The organism is Aeromicrobium alkaliterrae, assembly GCF_039529015.1.
Lineage (GTDB): Bacteria > Actinomycetota > Actinomycetes > Propionibacteriales > Nocardioidaceae > Aeromicrobium > Aeromicrobium alkaliterrae.
This window is the reverse complement of record NZ_BAAAME010000001.1, coordinates 1-16655: the sequence shown is the minus strand read 5'-3', so window position 1 is coordinate 16655 and position 16655 is coordinate 1. Positions and strand designations below refer to the sequence as shown.

General features: G+C 71.2%; 14 protein-coding genes. 6 read left to right on the top strand and 8 right to left on the bottom strand.

Annotated elements, in window-relative coordinates; genetic code table 11:
- Positions 1-44 precede the first annotated feature (44 nt).
- Both ABD127_RS00070 and ABD127_RS00065 read right to left on the bottom strand, forming a co-directional pair.
- Positions 45-2048, bottom strand: a complete 2004-nt coding sequence (locus tag ABD127_RS00070; RefSeq protein ID WP_344196342.1) for a hypothetical protein — start codon at positions 2046-2048, stop codon at positions 45-47.
- Positions 2049-2111: 63 nt separating this feature from the next.
- Positions 2112-4064, bottom strand: coding sequence for a DUF6541 family protein (locus ABD127_RS00065; RefSeq protein ID WP_344196338.1), 1953 nt, complete (start codon positions 4062-4064; stop codon positions 2112-2114).
- 76 nt (positions 4065-4140) lie between these two features.
- On the opposite strand from ABD127_RS00065, the gene rfbA reads away from it, so the two are divergent.
- Genes rfbA through ABD127_RS00050 form a run of 3 tightly spaced genes read left to right on the top strand, consistent with a single transcriptional unit; the run spans position 4141 to position 7418 of the window.
- A complete protein-coding gene (gene rfbA / locus ABD127_RS00060) occupies positions 4141-5010 on the top strand; it encodes a glucose-1-phosphate thymidylyltransferase RfbA (RefSeq protein ID WP_344196335.1) in 870 nt (289 codons plus the stop codon).
- A 3-nt stretch (positions 5011-5013) separates the two neighbouring features.
- The gene (gene rfbB / locus ABD127_RS00055) at positions 5014-6012 is read left to right on the top strand and encodes a dTDP-glucose 4,6-dehydratase (protein ID WP_344196332.1); all 999 of its coding nucleotides are present in this window, start codon (positions 5014-5016) and stop codon (positions 6010-6012) included.
- Positions 6012-7418: a sugar nucleotide-binding protein gene (locus tag ABD127_RS00050; protein ID WP_344196329.1), complete on the top strand. Its 1407-nt coding sequence runs from the start codon at positions 6012-6014 to the stop codon at positions 7416-7418. The genes rfbB and ABD127_RS00050 overlap by 1 nt, the downstream gene beginning before the upstream one ends.
- Positions 7419-7466: 48 nt before the next feature.
- Here ABD127_RS00050 and ABD127_RS00045 read toward each other — a convergent pair whose 3' ends face one another.
- Positions 7467-8324 (bottom strand): class I SAM-dependent methyltransferase, encoded by an 858-nt coding sequence (locus tag ABD127_RS00045; RefSeq protein WP_344196327.1) that lies wholly within the window; start codon positions 8322-8324, stop codon positions 7467-7469.
- Positions 8325-8521: 197 nt separating this feature from the next.
- Here ABD127_RS00045 and ABD127_RS00040 point away from each other — a divergent pair, with 197 nt between their 5' ends.
- Complete coding sequence (locus ABD127_RS00040; protein WP_344196324.1) at positions 8522-9772, top strand: hypothetical protein; 1251 nt, start codon at positions 8522-8524, stop codon at positions 9770-9772.
- A gap of 14 nt (positions 9773-9786) precedes the next feature.
- On the opposite strand, the gene ABD127_RS00035 is transcribed toward ABD127_RS00040, so the two are convergent.
- The 3 genes from ABD127_RS00035 to ABD127_RS00025 all read right to left on the bottom strand — a co-directional run bounded on the left by ABD127_RS00035 (position 9787) and on the right by ABD127_RS00025 (position 13213).
- Complete coding sequence (locus tag ABD127_RS00035; RefSeq protein ID WP_344196321.1) at positions 9787-11817, bottom strand: acyltransferase family protein; 2031 nt, start codon at positions 11815-11817, stop codon at positions 9787-9789.
- Positions 11818-12093: 276 nt separating this feature from the next.
- Positions 12094-12495 (bottom strand): arsenate reductase ArsC, encoded by a 402-nt coding sequence (locus ABD127_RS00030; protein ID WP_344196318.1) that lies wholly within the window; start codon positions 12493-12495, stop codon positions 12094-12096.
- Entirely contained in the window at positions 12488-13213 is a 726-nt protein-coding gene (locus ABD127_RS00025; protein WP_344196314.1) for an aquaporin, read from the bottom strand. Before ABD127_RS00025 ends, ABD127_RS00030 begins: the two co-directional genes overlap by 8 nt.
- Positions 13214-13258: 45 nt before the next feature.
- Between ABD127_RS00025 and ABD127_RS00020 the strand changes: the two genes are divergently transcribed.
- Complete coding sequence (locus ABD127_RS00020) at positions 13259-13927, top strand: arsenate reductase/protein-tyrosine-phosphatase family protein (RefSeq protein ID WP_344196311.1); 669 nt, start codon at positions 13259-13261, stop codon at positions 13925-13927.
- Positions 13928-13940: 13 nt separating this feature from the next.
- Here ABD127_RS00020 and ABD127_RS00015 read toward each other — a convergent pair whose 3' ends face one another.
- Entirely contained in the window at positions 13941-15185 is a 1245-nt protein-coding gene (locus ABD127_RS00015; protein WP_344196307.1) for an APC family permease, read from the bottom strand.
- Positions 15186-15251: 66 nt separating this feature from the next.
- Positions 15252-16301 carry a GlxA family transcriptional regulator gene (locus ABD127_RS00010; RefSeq protein WP_344196302.1) on the bottom strand — a complete coding sequence of 350 codons (1050 nt, stop codon included), beginning with the start codon at positions 16299-16301 and terminating at the stop codon, positions 15252-15254.
- 146 nt (positions 16302-16447) lie between these two features.
- On the opposite strand from ABD127_RS00010, the gene ABD127_RS00005 reads away from it, so the two are divergent.
- Positions 16448-16655 (top strand): cysteine hydrolase family protein (locus tag ABD127_RS00005; RefSeq protein ID WP_425545778.1); only part of this gene is annotated, 208 nt, incomplete at its 3' end.

Genomic DNA, 16655 nt, shown 5'->3' with positions numbered 1-16655 from the left:
GACTGTACCAACGCCCGGCGGTGCCCTGGGGCACCGCCGACGCGTCAGGAGATCGGGGTCCCGACCGTGTAGTACGCCTTCTGCGCGACCGGCAGCTTCTCGATGGGCGGCACGCGTCCGCCGTTGGATCGCACGAGCGCGTCGTACGACGTCACGTGGCGGATTCCGCGGCCGTCACCGCGGTACACCTCGCCCTCGCCGACGAACTGGACGTAGGTCCCGGCCGCGAGCTCCGGGGCGCCCACGCCGACGCCGTTCGCGGTGTCGGCGGACCACGAGACGAAGCGCGGCGCGGCGCCACCCGTGATCTGCATCAGGCGGTCGTACGACCGGACGTGGTGCAGCTGGCCGGCCTCGAGGACGTACGCCTCGGCCCGGCCCGGCACCTGCACCAGGAACGGCGCGGAGACCGACGACGCCGACTTCGGCATGTCGGCGCAGGCCGCCTCCGGCAGGTCGAGCGGGGTCAGACCACCCGTGGCCGAGCCGGTCACGGGGCGGAGCGTGCCGCCCGCGACGAGGTAGACCGCCGAGCCGCAGCGGATGAAGGGCGACAGCGATCCGGTGCGGACCGTGCTGTTGGCCAGCGTGCCGTTGGCGACGACGACGTACTCACGGCGTCCCGCGTCGGCCGCCAGGCCGAACGACGGGATGTGGAGCAGGCTCCCGTCGGCGAGGGTCAGGTAGACGCTGGCACCGGAGGTCTCGCGCACGAGCGAGTGTCGCGGCAGCAGCGCGGGGCCCGCCGGGATCTTCGCGGCGCCTGCGGCCGACATGCTCGAGATGTAGCTGTTGCGACCCGCCGCGGCGTCGTTGTACGCGCCCGGCGTCGTGACGTACCGACGACGGCCGTCCGCGAGGAGGTACACCTCGGGACCGCTCTCGACCCGGTAGAAGCCACCGACGTCGGGGCCCGTCGTGAACGCGTCGGACTGGGCGGCGTCGATGTTCGTGTAGGAGCCGAACTCGTAGCCGTACGACGCGATCGTCGCGGTGTCGGGGAAGCGGTGCTTCGTGCCGTCGGCCTGCAGCAGGTAGAGCGTGCCGGTGCGCGGGTCGTGCACGTAGCGGCGCGCCGGCGAGCCGAGGACGAGGGAGTCGACGTACGACGCCGGCGCCGGGCGGACCCAGCCGAGCTTCGCGGCGAAGACCTTGAGCTCGCCCTCGTCGGGGACGTGGTGCTTGACCGTGCCGACCGCCAGCCAGACCTCCGGACGACCGGGGACCTGCACGAGGGACGCGGGGTTCTGCGTGCTGCCGAACCAGTCGGTGAAGAACTGGTAGAAGTTCCGGTTGCCGTACGACGAGCAGCCGTCGCCCGTGCCGTAGCCGGCGTTCAGCGACGCCTGGTTCGGCTGGTACGGCGTGTAGTAGTACAGGCCGGCCGTCGCCTTGTTCGCGATGTAGACCGGGCCGGTGCCGCATGCGGCGTTCGGGTGGTAGCGGATCTGGTTGGTCGCGCCGACCTTGACCCAGGTGTACTGGCCACTGTTGGCGTAGCGCTGGAACTGGCGGGCCGCGTTGTAGACCTGGTTCGCGAAGCCGTAGTAGGCGGTGTCGCACGCGGCGGTGTCGGGGCAGCCGAAGCCCATCGCCGAGCGGTAGGCCGTGGCCGAGGGGCTGCGGCCGGTGACGAGTCCCTGCTCCTTCTGGAGCATGACGAGCAGGACCTGCGGGTTGATGCCGCACGAGTTCGCGACGCGGAACAGGATGCGCGAGGCCGGCTCCGCACCGCTGGCGGGATAGCCGCCGCAGAACGCGTCGGCCGGCTTGGCCGGCATCGTGTCGGAGTAGGACTTCAGGCACGTGAACCCCGCGGTGCACGGGCCGCCTCGGACGTTGAGGAACGTCTGGATCTCGGCCTCGGTCATCGTGTACGGGTTGAAGAAGACACCGTCGGCGATGATGTTGCCGGGCTGGAACTGCCGCAGGTCCGCTGCCGCCGAGGGGGGCGCGGTCGCCACGAGCAGGCCGGAGACCCAGGCGAGCACGAGGAGCACCATGGCGCTCCGCGGCACACGGGTGCCCCGGGAGGTGGGGAAGATCATGCCGACAGTATGTGACAGAAGTGACGTGTGTGACGAGTCTTTCGTCCGGGTCCTTTCGCGGCGTCAGTCACAGGCGGTGAGCCGGTACAGCCGCGCGATGCCCTCGCGGTCGACCAGCTCGAAGGCTCCGGACGACGCCGGGTACTCGAATCCGGGGTACGGGTGCGGGCCGATGTCCTGCACCTCGCGCCGGCCGAAGTCGAGCAGGTACTCGACGTTGAGCCGCGCCGCCGCGGCACAGATCTCGTCGCCGGCCTGGGCGTCGCGGAGCTCGTCGGTCAGCAGCTGCATGTCGGGCGTGACGTCCATCAGGATGTGCGTGTAGAGCACCTCCCGGTCGGCCAGGGCGTAGGCGAGCGACGTGCCGGTCCACGGGCTGCCGACGATGACGGCGTCCTCGGGGACGTCCTCGTCGAGCCGGTTCAGCAGGGTCTCCTCGTCGGTCGACAGCAGGCGGGCGGTGTCGGTGACCCGGTAGGCCGCCTCGACCCCCTCGAGTCCCTTGTCGAGCGCCCGACCCTGCAGCACGACCGTGAGCAGCGCGAGCGCGACCAGCGCGGTCACCACGCCGCGACGTCCCGGGGCGCCGACGTACGAGCGCAGCGGTCCGAGCGTGCCGACGAGCTGCCAGAGCCGCGCGATGCCCAGCGCCGCCAGCGGTACGACGACGATCGGCAGCAGCGCGGCCACGCGGGGGGAGTTGTTGTAGAACGACCCCGTGACGGTGTCGCGGACCCACATGTTGCCGACGCCCGCGACCACGAGGTACAGGACCGTGAACACCGCGACCGGGCCCAGCAGCGCGAGGCGACGCTCGATCGTGAAGCCGGGCCCCCGGGCGACGACGAAGCCGCCGAGCCAGACCAGCACCGTCGCGACCAGGGCGATCGACCCCAGCTCGACCGCGAGGGTCAGGACCTCGCCGAGCGACTGCGCCATCGTGCCCAGCGGCGGCCAGAACCGTGCGCCGGCCGGCGGGCGGAGCACCTGGAACGCGATCCCGACGCCGAGGACCCACGCGAGCGAGGCCGCGACCCAGAAGATCCGGCCGACGAGCTGGGCGCGGCGCACGTAGCCGGCGCCGGCGACCAGGACCCACGGGGTCACGATCGCCATCCACGCCGCGAGGGCGGACGGATGCATCAGCGCGACACCGGGGACCGTCGCGGCGGCCAGGAGGAGCCAGGAGAGCTGGAGCCCGCTGTCGGGCTCGGAGTCCGCTCCGACCGCGAGGGCCCGGACGGCGAGCGCGAGCGCGCCCGGCAGGACCGCGTAGGCCGCGAGCAGCGGGTAGAGCACGCCGTAGTCGGCCAGCAGTGCGGGGAACGCCGGGAGGGCCGCGGCGACCGCTCCGGCGCCGAGGAGCACCGCGCGCGAGGAGCCGGCCAGCGCGCGGGTCAGCAGCAGGATGCCGATCGGCCAGGCGACGACGGCGAGGGCAAGCCACGTGGCGTTGACGCCGACTGGGACCTCGACGCCCGTGAGTCGGGTCGTCAGCGCGGCCAGGCCGTGGAAGCCCGCGGGGTAGAAGGTCGACGTGTCGGAGTTCATCGAGGCGACCGTCGCGGGCGACGCGTCGCCCATGTCGAGCACCCAGCGCACCGCGTTGAGGTGGAAGATGCCGTCGTAGGTCTGCGACACGTTGGTGGGCGAGCCCAGTGCGCTCGCGAGCCGCACGAACAGGACCCCGCCGGCCAGCGCGGCGGCGCCCACCGTGATCCACTCGACGCCCGCGCGCAGCGGGCCGAGGTCCCACCAGCGGCGCAGCGCCAGACGGCACGCGCCGGCCGCGACCGCGAGGCCCAGCGCCACCGCGGCGACGGGTGCCAGCGACCAGTCGAGCCCGAGTCGCGGCGCCGCGACCGCAGCCACCGTGAGCACCGAGGCGGACAGCGGAACGGCCGCGCCGAGCAGCCACGCACCGCGCAGACCGGCCGCCGCAGCCGCCGGCAGACCGGGCAGCACGAGGAGCGCGGCGGCGACGCCGACAGCGACTCCCAGATCAACCCAGGTCATGGCGAACTCCTCGTCTCAGGCGTCGTGCTACGCCGATGGCCGGCGGCCGTCGATCCACATGGCAGGATAAGGGGCCGTGAAGGGCATTATTCTCGCCGGAGGCTCCGGCACGCGGCTGCACCCGATCACGCTGGGCGTGTCCAAGCAGCTGGTCCCCGTGTACGACAAGCCCATGGTGTACTACCCGCTGTCGACGCTGATGCTCGCCGGGATCGACGAGATCCTCGTCATCACGACGCCGCACGACGCCCCCGGGTTCCACCGCCTGCTCGGCGACGGCTCGCAGTTCGGCATCTCGCTGACCTACGCCGAGCAGCCGTCCCCGGACGGCCTCGCGCAGGCGTTCACGATCGGCGCCGACTTCATCGGCGACGACACCGTGGCCCTGGCGCTGGGCGACAACCTGCTCTACGGCCCCGGCCTCGGCAGCCAGCTGCAGCGCTACGCCGACATCGACGGCGGAGCCGTGTTCGCGTACTGGGTCAGCGAGCCCAGCGCCTACGGCGTCGTCGAGTTCGACGCCGACGGCACGGCGGTCTCGCTCGAGGAGAAGCCCGCCGAGCCCAAGAGCAGCTACGCCGTCCCCGGCCTGTACTTCTACGACAACGACGTCGTGCAGATCGCCCGCGACCTGCAGCCGTCGGCCCGTGGCGAGTACGAGATCACCGACATCAACAAGGTCTACCTGGAGCGCGGCAAGCTGCAGGTCGAGGTGCTGCCGCGCGGCACGGCCTGGCTCGACACCGGCACGTTCGACCAGATGACCGACGCCGCCGACTACGTGCGCACGATCGAGCGCCGCACCGGCCTGCGCATCGGCGTGCCCGAGGAAGTGGCCTGGCGCCGTGGGTTCCTGACCGACGACGAGCTCCGCGTGCGCGCCGAGAAGCTCGTGAAGTCCGGCTACGGCTCGTACCTGCTGACCATTCTCGAACGAGGGAAGTAACCGATGGCCCACCTTCTCGTCACGGGGGGTGCCGGCTTCATCGGCTCCAACTTCGTGCACCACGTCCTGGACCACACCGACCACCGCGTCACGGTGCTCGACGCCCTGACGTACGCGGGCAACCGCGCGTCGCTCGACGGCCTGCCCGAGGACCGCTTCACGTTCGTGCACGGCGACATCACCGACGCCGAGCTCGTCGACCGGCTCGTCGCCGACGCCGACGCGGTCGTGCACTACGCCGCGGAGTCGCACAACGACAACTCGCTGGACAACCCGCGCCCGTTCCTCGACACCAACATCATCGGCACGTACACGCTGCTCGAGGCCGCGCGGAAGCACGAGACCCGCTTCCACCACATCTCCACCGACGAGGTCTACGGCGACCTCGAGCTCGACGACCCCGAGCGGTTCAGCGAGTCCACCCCGTACAACCCGTCGTCGCCGTACTCCTCGACCAAGGCCGGCAGCGACCTGCTGGTGCGCGCCTGGGTGCGCTCGTTCGGCGTGCAGGCGACGATCAGCAACTGCTCGAACAACTACGGCCCGTTCCAGCACGTCGAGAAGTTCATCCCGCGCCAGATCACCAACGTGATCCGCGGCATCCGGCCCAAGCTCTACGGTGCCGGCGAGAACGTGCGCGACTGGATCCACGCCGACGACCACTCGTCGGCCGTGCTGACGATCCTCGACCGCGGCCAGATCGGCGAGACCTACCTGATCGGCGCCGACGGCGAGAAGAACAACAAGGACGTCGTCGAGCAGATCCTGACGATCATGGGTCAGCCCGCCGACGCCTACGACCACGTGACCGACCGCGCGGGCCACGACCTGCGCTACGCGATCGACTCGACCCGCCTGCGCACCGAGCTGGGCTGGCAGCCGCAGTACCAGGACTTCGAGGCCGGTCTGGCCGCGACGGTCGACTGGTACCGCGAGCACGAGGCCTGGTGGGCGCCCGCGAAGGACGCCACCGAGGCCTTCTACGCATCGAAGGGACAGTAGTGACGACGTACGGCCGCGACCTGGCGGTCCACGAGACCCCCATCCCCGGGCTGCTCGTGATCGACCTGCCGGTCCACGGTGACGACCGCGGGTGGTTCAAGGAGAACTGGCAGCGCGAGAAGCTCCGTGAGCTCGGCGTCCCGGACCTCGGCCCGGTGCAGAACAACATCTCGTTCAACGACGCGGTCGGCACGACGCGCGGCATCCACGCCGAGCCGTGGGACAAGTTCATCTCGGTCGCGACCGGCCGCGTCTTCGGCGCGTGGGTCGACCTGCGGGCCGGCGACTCGTTCGGCACGGTCTTCACGACCGAGATCACCGGCGACGTCGCGATCTACGTGCCCCGCGGCATCGGCAACTCGTACCAGTCGCTCGAGCCCGACACGGCGTACACGTACCTGGTCAACGACCACTGGTCGCCCGACGCGTCGTACACGTTCCTGAACCTCGCCGACGAGACCGTCGCGATCGACTGGCCCATCCCGCTGGCCGACTGCGAGCTGTCCGACAAGGACCGGAACCACCCGCGCCTGGCCGACGTCGTGCCGTTCGGTCCGCGCAAGACCCTCGTGACCGGCGCCGACGGCCAGCTGGGCCAGGCGCTGCGCCGAGCCTTCGAGGGCCAGGACCACGTCGAGTTCACCGACGTCGCCGAGCTCGACCTCACGGCCGACCTCAGCACGGCGCGCGCGTGGAAGCGCTACGACACGATCATCAACGCCGCCGCCTACACCGCGGTCGACAAGGCCGAGACGCCCGAGGGCCGCGCGGCCGCCTGGAAGGTCAACGTCGAGGCCGTCGCGAACCTGGCCCGCGTGGCCACCGAGAACCAGCTGACCCTGGTGCACGTCTCGAGCGACTACGTCTTCGACGGGACCCAGGAGCTGCACACCGAGGACGAGGCCCTGGCCCCGCTCGGCGTGTACGGCCAGACCAAGGCGGCCGGCGACGTCGTCGCGTCCACGGCGCCGCGGCACTACGTCGTGCGCACCAGCTGGGTCATCGGCGAGGGCAACAACTTCGTGCGCACGATGGCGTCGCTCGCCGAGCGCGGCATCGACCCCACGGTCGTCGACGACCAGCACGGCCGCCTGACGTTCACCGACGACCTGGCCGCCGGCATCCGGCACCTGCTCACCGAGCGTCCGGACCACGGCACGTACAACCTGTCGAACACCGGCGACGTGAGCTCCTGGGCCACGATCGCGAAGCGGGTCTACGAGCTGACGGGCCACGACCCGGCCCGCGTCACCCCGGTCAGCACGGCCGACTACTACGCCTCCGCCGAGGGCCCGATCTCGCCGCGGCCGACGCACAGCGCGCTCGACCTCGCGAAGATCACGGCGACGGGCTTCACCGCTCGCGACGCCGACGCGGCGCTCGTCGCGTACCTCAGCGCCGAGTGAGCGAGGGCCCGACACCGTGACGGTGTCGGGCCCTCGGTCAGCTCGGTGTCAGGCGCCGATCTCGCGCTGGCGCTCGCGCGTGCCCAGGTGCGGGCCCGGGCGCTTGCCGAGCAGCAGCGGCACGATGGCCGGCGGCACCCAGCGGCCCACGCGGGCGCGGAAGGTCGTCGGCTGGGTCGGGTTCTCGATCACGAGCAGCGTGTGGCCGGCGACGTCCTGGTAGCCGTAGCTGACGACGTCGGGGCTGCGCGCGAGCCAGGTGTCGAGGTGGCGGGCGTAGTCGCCGGCCGGGCCCCACGTCGCGTACATCTTCTGCTCCGAGATCGCGAAGGGCACGAGCCCACCGCTGACGACCTCGGCCCAGGCTGCTGCGGCGACGCCCGGGGTGTGCAGAGCGCGGAAGTCGTCCAGCACGATGACGCCGCGCTCGCCCATCAACGGCTTGACGTTGCGCAGGTCGTCGACGACCGTCTCGAACAGGTGGCCGCCGTCGACGTGCGCGAAGCGCAGCGTGCCGGGCTCGATGTGGCTCGCGATAGCCGTCGACCACTCCTGGATGATCCGGGGGTCGCGGTCGACGTACTTCCGGTAGTTGGCCTCGAACGTGTCGCGGGCGAGGCCGGGGTAGGAGGACTCGTTCTCGGCCTGGTTGGCGTCGGTCGACGCCTCGGACTCGAACACGTCGCAGACGTGCACGGTCTCGTCGGACTCGGCGTGGACGCCGAGCACGATCGTGCTCTTGCCGTACAGCGCCCCGATCTCGAGCAGGTCGCCCTTCACGCCGAGGGCGTCCTGCGCGGTCAGGAGCTCGTCGAAGAGCCGGAAGTCGACGTCCCAGAACGCGCCGTCGATCGTGGCTCGAGAGCGCCAGTACGCGGATGCCGAGGGCGAGACGGACACGTTCACGGCGAGGGACTCCTCCAGTAGGGCTGCGGGACGCGGCTGCGAGCCCGGGGGCCACGCGAGCGCTCCGACGACCGTAGCAGGCGCGGGGCAGGCGTTTTTCGGTGCGATGGCAACGGGTTCGCCGTGTCTGCCGTGCGCCGCGGGGGACCAGCCGCGCGCAGGCCGGTGGCCCACACCGGATCAACTAGGGTGGCGGAGTGACGGACGAGGTCTCCAGCGTGAGGACGTTGACGCGGCGGGGCTTCGGCTTCGTCGCGGTGCCGATCGTCTCGCTGCTCACGCCGCTCCTGGTCCTGCCGCTGCTGGCGCGGGCCGCGACGATCGACGAGTTCGCGTCGATCGCGCTCGGGCAGTCCGTCGGCATGGTCGCGAGCCTCGCGCTGTCGTACGGGTGGACCGTCACGGGTCCGGCCGACGTCGCCCGGGTGCCCGAGCACGAGCGCCCCGGCCTGTGGCTCGACTCCGTCCGCATGCGCAGCCTCGCGTTCGCGGTGCTGCTGGTGCCGACGGCGGGGATCGCCTACCTCGTCGACCCGTCCCGTGACGCGCTCGCGCCGACGATGGCGGTGGCGCTGCTGCTCGCGGGCTTCTCGCCCGCCTGGTACGGCATCGGCCAGGGGCAGCCGTCGATCGTCATCCTCTACGACGCGATCCCGCGCACCGCCGGCAACGTCGTGGGCGTCCTGCTGGCCGTCGCGTTCGACCACCTCTACCTGTACGCGATCGTGCTCGGCCTGTTCACGATCCTGCCCGTGGGCGTGCTCCACCGGTCGCTCACCCGAGGGCTCGACCGCGCCGCCCTCGGACCACGCGCCGTCACGCTGCGCAGCAACCTGGCGCCGACGCTGACCGAGCTCATCGCCGGGCTCTACTCGATGGGGTCCACCGCGCTGGTCGGCGCGTCGGTCAGCTCGCCGCAGGTCATCGCGGTGTTCTCGGGTGCCGAGCGGTTCACCCGCACGGGCGCCGCGAGCATCGCGGTCACGAGCAGCGTCCTGACCGCCTGGGTCGCCGAGGCGAAGGGCGCGGTCTTCCGCAAGCGCGTCGGGGTGAGTCTCGGCGTCCACCTGGTCCTCGGTGTGGCCGGCGCTCTCGCGCTCGGTCTCCTCGGCCCGGCGATGTCGGCCCTGCTGCTGGGCGAGCCCCTGCGGATGGACACCGCGACCGGCTTCGCGTTCGGCGTGTTCTTCCTCGGCTGGTCGCTCGAGACCGTGACGGCGCGCCACGTGCTGGCCGCACGGCGCCGCACGACCTCGCTGCTCGCGAGCACCATCATCGGCAGCGCCGTCGGGTGCGTCGCGATCGTCGTGGGCGGTCAGCAGTGGGGCACCGCGGGTGCCGCGTCAGGCCTGGCGATCGGCATCTTCACGATCCTGGCCGTGCAGATGCCCGTCGCCTACGACGTCGTGCGGCGCGAGGTGCGCGAGCACCAGGACACCCCGGCCTGATCCCCGCCGGGACCTCAGACGGTCTCGGGCAGCTGCGCGGCGACGATGTCGCGGAACTGGCGCACGAACGCCAGGCTCAGGTGGTCGCCGTCGTGGTAGACGTCGAGCCCCCCGACCACGCCGTAGCAGAGGGCGGGATCGCAGAAGTAGTCCGTCAGGTCGAGCAGGCCGACCTCGGGCACGCGCTGGGCGGCCAGCGCCACCGGGTCCGGCGGCTGCGCGACGGCGCGGTCCACCGCGCACACGCGGGGATCGTCACCCTCCAGGTCGACGCAGCCCGGGTCGCGCACCTCGCCGTTGAGGGGCGGATCGGCGATGGCCATGACCGGCACGCCGGCCTCCGTCCAGACGCCCCAGATGCGGGCGAAGGAGTCGGTCAGCTGGTCGACCTGCGGGCGGTCCGTGCCGTCGTCGAGGAACTCCAGTCGAGCGGCGGTCGAGGTGAACACGAGGTCGGGCTGCGCGTCGACCACGCCCTGCTGCACGTCCTCGCTCCACGTCTCGCACCGCGTGACCTCCCAGTCGGGCGCGGGGGTGCGGAAGCCGACGTAGGGGACGTCGGCGATGGGGCAGGCGCCGAGGTAGCTCAGGGTGACGTCCCAGCCGCGGTCGCGGCCGAGGTCGAGCACGAGGCCCTGCCACTGCTGGGCGTGCGAGTCGCCGACGAGCCAGACCTGGGGGGCCGCCTCGTCGCCACCGGAGAAGTCGCACTCGACGGTGGGGCGGAAGTCGTCCTGAGCGAAGAGCTCGGTCGGCGTGCTGCACTCCTCGGGCGTGAAGGTGTAGTCGCTCAGGCTGCCCGGGGTCGGGACGCTGACCGGACCGAAGGGATCGTCCCCGCACGCTTCGGGGTCGACCAGCGCGTTCGGACCGAGGCACGAGGCCACGGTGGCCTCCTGCGGCGGCTGGTACTTGGCGTTCTCGTGCCCGTACGCGGCGACCAGACCCGTGCCGACGATCGCGGTCACGAGCATCATCGAGCCGGCGGCGGTCAGCGACCGGGCGTTCGACCGCACCCAGCTCGCGCGCGAGCGGAACCGGTCCTCGACGAAGCGCTTCGTCAGGTCGGCGAGCAGCAGGGACAGGGCGAGGATCGAGACGCTCGTGACGAGGTCACGTCCGCGCCCGAGGGCCGGGGGCACCAGCACGATCAGCGGCCAGTGCCAGAGGTACAGCGAGTACGAGATGTCGCCGAGCCACTGCACGACGGGGTTCGCGGTGATCGCGTCGTGCCACGCGTGCGCCCTGCCGGTGCCGGCCCAGATGACCGCCGCCGTGCCCAGCACGGGCAGCAGCGCGTTCACACCGGGGAACGCGGTGGCGTCGTCGAACAGGAACGCGGCAGCGACGACCGCGACGAAGCCGACTCCGGCCAGCACCCCGGCGGCTCGACCCCGGATCCCGTGCCGGGTCGCGAGCAGCGCCACCAGGGCGCCGACCGCGAACTCCCACACCCGACCGTGCGTCACGAAGTACGCCGAGGGGGAGCCGGAGCTGACGGCGATCTGGCCGAGCACGAACGAGACCGCGCCGACCACGATGATCGCCGTGACGACCGCCGACCGCCGCCGCGCGAGGGCCCAGACGCCGACCAGCAGCGCGGGCCACACGAGGTAGAACTGCTCCTCGACCGACAGCGACCAGTAGTGCTGCGCCGCCGTGGCCTGGTCGTTGAGCGCCATGTAGTCGACCGACTTGGCCGCGAGGTACCAGTTCTCGACGTACAGCGCGCTGGCGATCGTCTCCCAGGCGGTGCGCTCCCAGGCCGTGAACGGCAGGACGAGGTACGCGGTGACCGCCGAGACCACGAGCACGAGGGTCGCGGCCGGCAGCAGGCGGCGGGCGCGACGGGCGTAGAAGCGCAGGAAGCCGAGGCGGTCGGTGCCCTCGACCTCCTTCATCAGGTGGCCCGTGATGAGGAAGCCGGAGATCACGAAGAAGACGTCGACGCCGACGTAGCCGCCGCCGAGGCGGCCCGGCCAGAGGTGGTTGAGGACGACGAGACCGACGGCGAGGGCGCGGAGCGCCTGGATGTCGGTGCGCATCACTCGTCCTCTCGACGCGCGGGGCGGGAGCGAACGGGCCGTTCGCGGCAAACCGTGAGCCTAGCAACGGCGCCGTCGTGCTGTTCCATCGCCGTTCGGCCGGCGTTCACCACCGGGCCTGTGGACAACCGAGTTACATCGATGTAGTTCTCCACAGCTGTGTGCACACCTGGGGAGAACTTCCCCACCCGTCGGCTGAGGTGCGAGCGAGGTCGGCCCCCACCCGTCGGCTGAGGTGCGAGCGAGGAACGAGCGAGCCTCGAAGCCTCTCGAACCTCAGACCCCGAGGCTCACGATGAGCTCCTCGACTCGCGCGCGGATCTCGTCGCGGACCCTACGGACGACCTCGATGCCCTGCCCGGCGGGGTCGGTGAGGACCCAGTCCTCGTAGCGCTTCCCGGGAAAGAACGGGCACTCGTCGCCGCAGCCCATCGTGATGACGACGTCGGACGCGATCACGGCGTCGTCGGTCAGCTTCTTCGGCTGCGCCCCGGCGATGTCGATGCCGACCTCCGCCATCGCGGCGACCGCGACGGGGTTGACCTGGTCACCCGGCATCGAGCCGGCCGAGCGGACCTCGATGCGATCGCCGGCCAGGTGGGTCAGGAACCCGGCGGCCATCTGGGAGCGCCCGGCGTTGTGGACGCAGACGAACAGGACGACAGGGCGTTCAGTCACGGGAGGCTCCTGGATGGGGCTGGGGGTAGAGCGCGAGCACGAGCAGCACGCCCACGACCCCGCCCACGAGCTGGGCGAGGACGAACGGGCCGACCGACGTCGGTTCGATGCCCGCGAAGGTGTCGGAGAAGGTGCGACCGACCGTGACCGCCGGGTTGGCGAACGACGTCGAGCTCGTGAACCAGTAGGCGGCGCCGATGTAGGCGGCGACGGCGGGAGCAGCCAGGGCGGACCTCCCGGAGCGGACCAGCGCGAAGATCACCAGCACGAGCCCGGCCGTCGCGACGACCTCGGCCAGCAGGTGCGCCGCAGTGGCTCGCTCGGTCGTGGCCGTGCCCTGAGGGACCTCGAACATCGCGTTCGCGAGCACCGCGCCGAGACAACCACCGACGACCTGCGCCACGACGTAGGGCCCGACGTGGCGGGCGCTGAATCCGGCTGCGCCTCGACCCAGCCACCAGTCGGCGACCGTCACGACCGGGTTGAAGTGCGCGCCCGAGACCGGAGCGAGCACGAGGATCAGGACACCGAGGCCGAGCACCGTCGCCGTGCTGTTCTGCAGCAGCTGCAGCCCGACGTCGTCGGGCGAGAGCCGTTGAGCGGCGATGCCCGAGCCGACGACGATCGCGACCAGCAATCCGGTTCCGAGAAGCTCGGCGAAGATCCGGCGCGCCAGCCCGACGACCGCGGGATCGTCGGAGGTCTCGGTGTAGTCCACGCGCTCATCTTGACGAGGACTTTTCACTCAGTCAAACTCGACTCAATGAATGTTGAGCGAAACTCCACGGCGGGACGCGCTGCCTGGCACGCGGCGCTCGCCGACGTCGCCCGTCTTCAGATCGTCGACCGACTCACCCTCACCGACCTCTCGCCGAGCGAGCTGCAGGCATCGCTCGGCCTGCCGTCGAACCTGGTGGCCCACCACCTCAAGGTGCTTCAGGAGGTCGGGATCGTTGATCGACGACGCTCCGACGGCGATCGACGACGCACCTACCTGACTCTGGTCGATCGTCGCGCCGCCGAGGGCGCGCACGCCGACATCGTGACCCCGCGCGTGGTGTTCGTCTGCTCGGCCAACTCGGCGCGCTCGCAGCTCGCGGCGGCTCATGCCCGCAGCAGCGCTCGGGTGGAGGTCGCCTCCGCCGGCACCGCGCCCGCGGCCGTCGTCGCTCCCGGCGCGGTCGCCGTCGCCCGTCGGCACGGACTCACCCTCGACGACGAACCCCAGGCGATCGCCACGATCCGCCGCGACGACGACTTCATCGTCGCCGTTTGCGACCAGGCGTACGAAGAGCTCGGCGGCGACGTGCAGCTCCACTGGTCGCTACCCGACCCCGTCTCGGTGGGCACGGACGCGGCCTTCGAGTCCGCGTACGCCCGCATCGTCGATCGACTCTCCGGTCTCGTCCCTCGCCTCGCACCCGTGACGTAAGGCGCGGCGGGGATCAGCCTCGGTGCGCCAGGGCTCGTCCAACCAGGCCAAGCACCAGCACCGCGACACCCGCCGCGACGGACTGCCACGGAAGCGTCGCGGCCAGCACGACGCACCCCACGCCGCCGACGACCTGCAGCACCCGCGGATAGCGACGATGGTCGGGAGTCTGGCGGTAGGCCGACACGTTGGCGACCAGGTAGTAGAGCAGCACCCCGAACGACGAGAACCCGATCGCCCCACGCAGGTCGACCACCGCGACGACGGCGCAGATGACCACGGCGACGAGGATCTCCGCGCGGTGCGGAACCGCGAAGCGCGGGTGCACGACCGCCAACGTGGAGGGAAGGTCTCCGTGCCGCGCCATGGCCAACGTCGTGCGGCCGATGCCGGCCACCAAAGCGAGCAGCGCCCCGAGCGTCGCAGCCGCGGCTGCCACGCGGATCCAGGGCTCGGTCCAGTCCCACCCGCCGGCGCGAGCCGCTTCGACCAGCGGCTCGGAGGAGGCGGCCAGCCGATCAGGCCCGAGCACCGCGAGCACGCTCCAGGCGACGGCCGCGTAGACCAGGAGTGCGATCGTGAGCGAGGCGACCACGGCTCGGGGGATGACGCGTGCGGGGTCGCGCACCTCCTCACCAAGGGTCGCGATGCGGGCGTACCCGGCGAAGGCGAAGAAGAGCAGCCCGGCCGACTGGAGGACTCCGTACACACCGCCGTCGACCGCGAGGTCGAGCGACGGTCCGGCTCCGTCAGACCGCGCTGTCGACGCAGCGACGATCACCAGCCCGAGGACGGCAAGCACTCCGACCACCAGGACCTTCGTGACGGCGGCCGTGCGGTGCACACCGAGGCAGTTCACCGTCGTGACGGCCACCACCGCTGCGATGCCGATCGCCTTCTCCCACCCGTCGGGCGCCACATAGGCGGCGAGGACCATCGCCATCGCGGCGCAGCTGGCGGTCTTGCCGATCACGAACGACCACCCTGCGAGGAATCCGGCAGTCGGCCCGATCTGCTCGCGGCCGTAGAGGTAGGCACCACCGGCCGTGGGGTACGCCGCAGCGAGTTGCGCAGTGGAGGTCGCGTTCCCGAACGCCACGACCCCGGCGATCACCAAGCCGATCAGCAGACCCCCACCGGCCGCCTGTGCTGCGGGCGCGAACACCGAGAACACGCCGGCACCCATCATCGAGCCGACACCGATCGCGATCGCATCACCGAGACCGAGCCGTCGGGCAAGCGGAGCGGGTGCGGTCATCCCGACATCCTGCTGGACGAAGATGGCCGCCCGGTGTCCGCGGTCAGGAGTGGCAGGCGGACTCCGTCACGGCGGGCATCCCCGACGGTCTCGAACGGCGCCGGTCATCGCGCGGTTCCGGTCCACGGCAGGTTCGACCCGGAACCGCTCGCGATATTCGCTCGGCGTCACGCCCAGCGTCCGACGGAACGCGCGGCCCAGAGTGTCGACGGTGCCGAAGCCGGTCTGCTTCGCGACACGGGCGATCGTGTCCGCCGTCGTCTCCAGCAGATTGCGGGCCGCCTCCAGACGCGCCGCCTCCACGTAGGCCGCAGGCGTCATGCCGAGCTCCTTCTTGAAGATCCGCGTGAGCTGGCGATCGCTGATGTGCAGGCTCTCTGCGAGCTCGGGCACCGTCAGCGTGTCGGCCAGGTGCCCGGAGATGAAGTGGCGCAGCTCGTCGACCCGGCGCGTGGTCGAGATCGGTTCGAGCGGGACGCTGAACTGGCTCTGCCCGCTGGGCCGCTTGAGGTAGACGACGAGCTGGCGAGCGACCTTCTGGGCCAGGACCTCGCCGAAGTCGTCCGCGACCAGTGCGAGGGCGAGGTCCAGGCAGGAGCTGATGCCCGCCCCGGTCCACACCTGGCCATCGCGGATGAAGATCGGGTCCGCGTCCACGTCGACCTCCGGGTGCTCCGATGCGAGCTGGTGCGCCGTCGACCAGTGGGTGGTGACCCGCTTGCCAGCGAGGACGCCCGTCGCGGCGAGGATGTGCGCGCCCACGCAGACCGAGGTCACCCTCCTCGTGCGCTCGACCAGCTCGGCCACGCGCGCAGCGATCTCGGGATCGACCAGGGCCGTGACGCGGCGGTCCTCATCGACCGAGACCGCGCCGGGCACGACCAGCGTGTCGATCGATCTGCCTCTGAGGTCGTCAAAGGTTGCGTCCGGGAGGAGGCGCACTCCTGCGGAGGTCGTCACCGGGTCCATGGTCTGCGCCGTGAGCACGACTCTGTAGCCCGTGGGCTCGTCCATCTCCCGCTGGAGCAACGAGAAGACCTCGGGTGGCCCGGTCACGTCCAGGAGGTCGACCTGGTCGAAGACGACCACCACGACCAGTCGCTCGATCGTGCTCACGCTCCGCCTCCGCTCTCGTCATCCATCGTGATGTCGGTTTCTGCGGGTCACATGTCATTGCCGACATCCGGGCCTCGATCGTAGCGTCGAGTCGTCCCCGGAAGCCCCTGCGGCCACGCCGCACGATGAGAGACGAGAACGTTCCCATGGCACGCACCACACTGCGACAGCTGAACGGCTTCGACGAGACCCCGGCCTCGCTGAAGGACGCGACCCTGATCATGGTCGACTACCAGAACACGTACACCGAGGGCGTCATGGAGCTCGAGGGCTGGGAGCCGGCGCTCGACGCCGCCGCCGACTTGCTCGCCCAGGCTCGCGATGCGGGCTCCACCGTCATTCACATCGTCAACG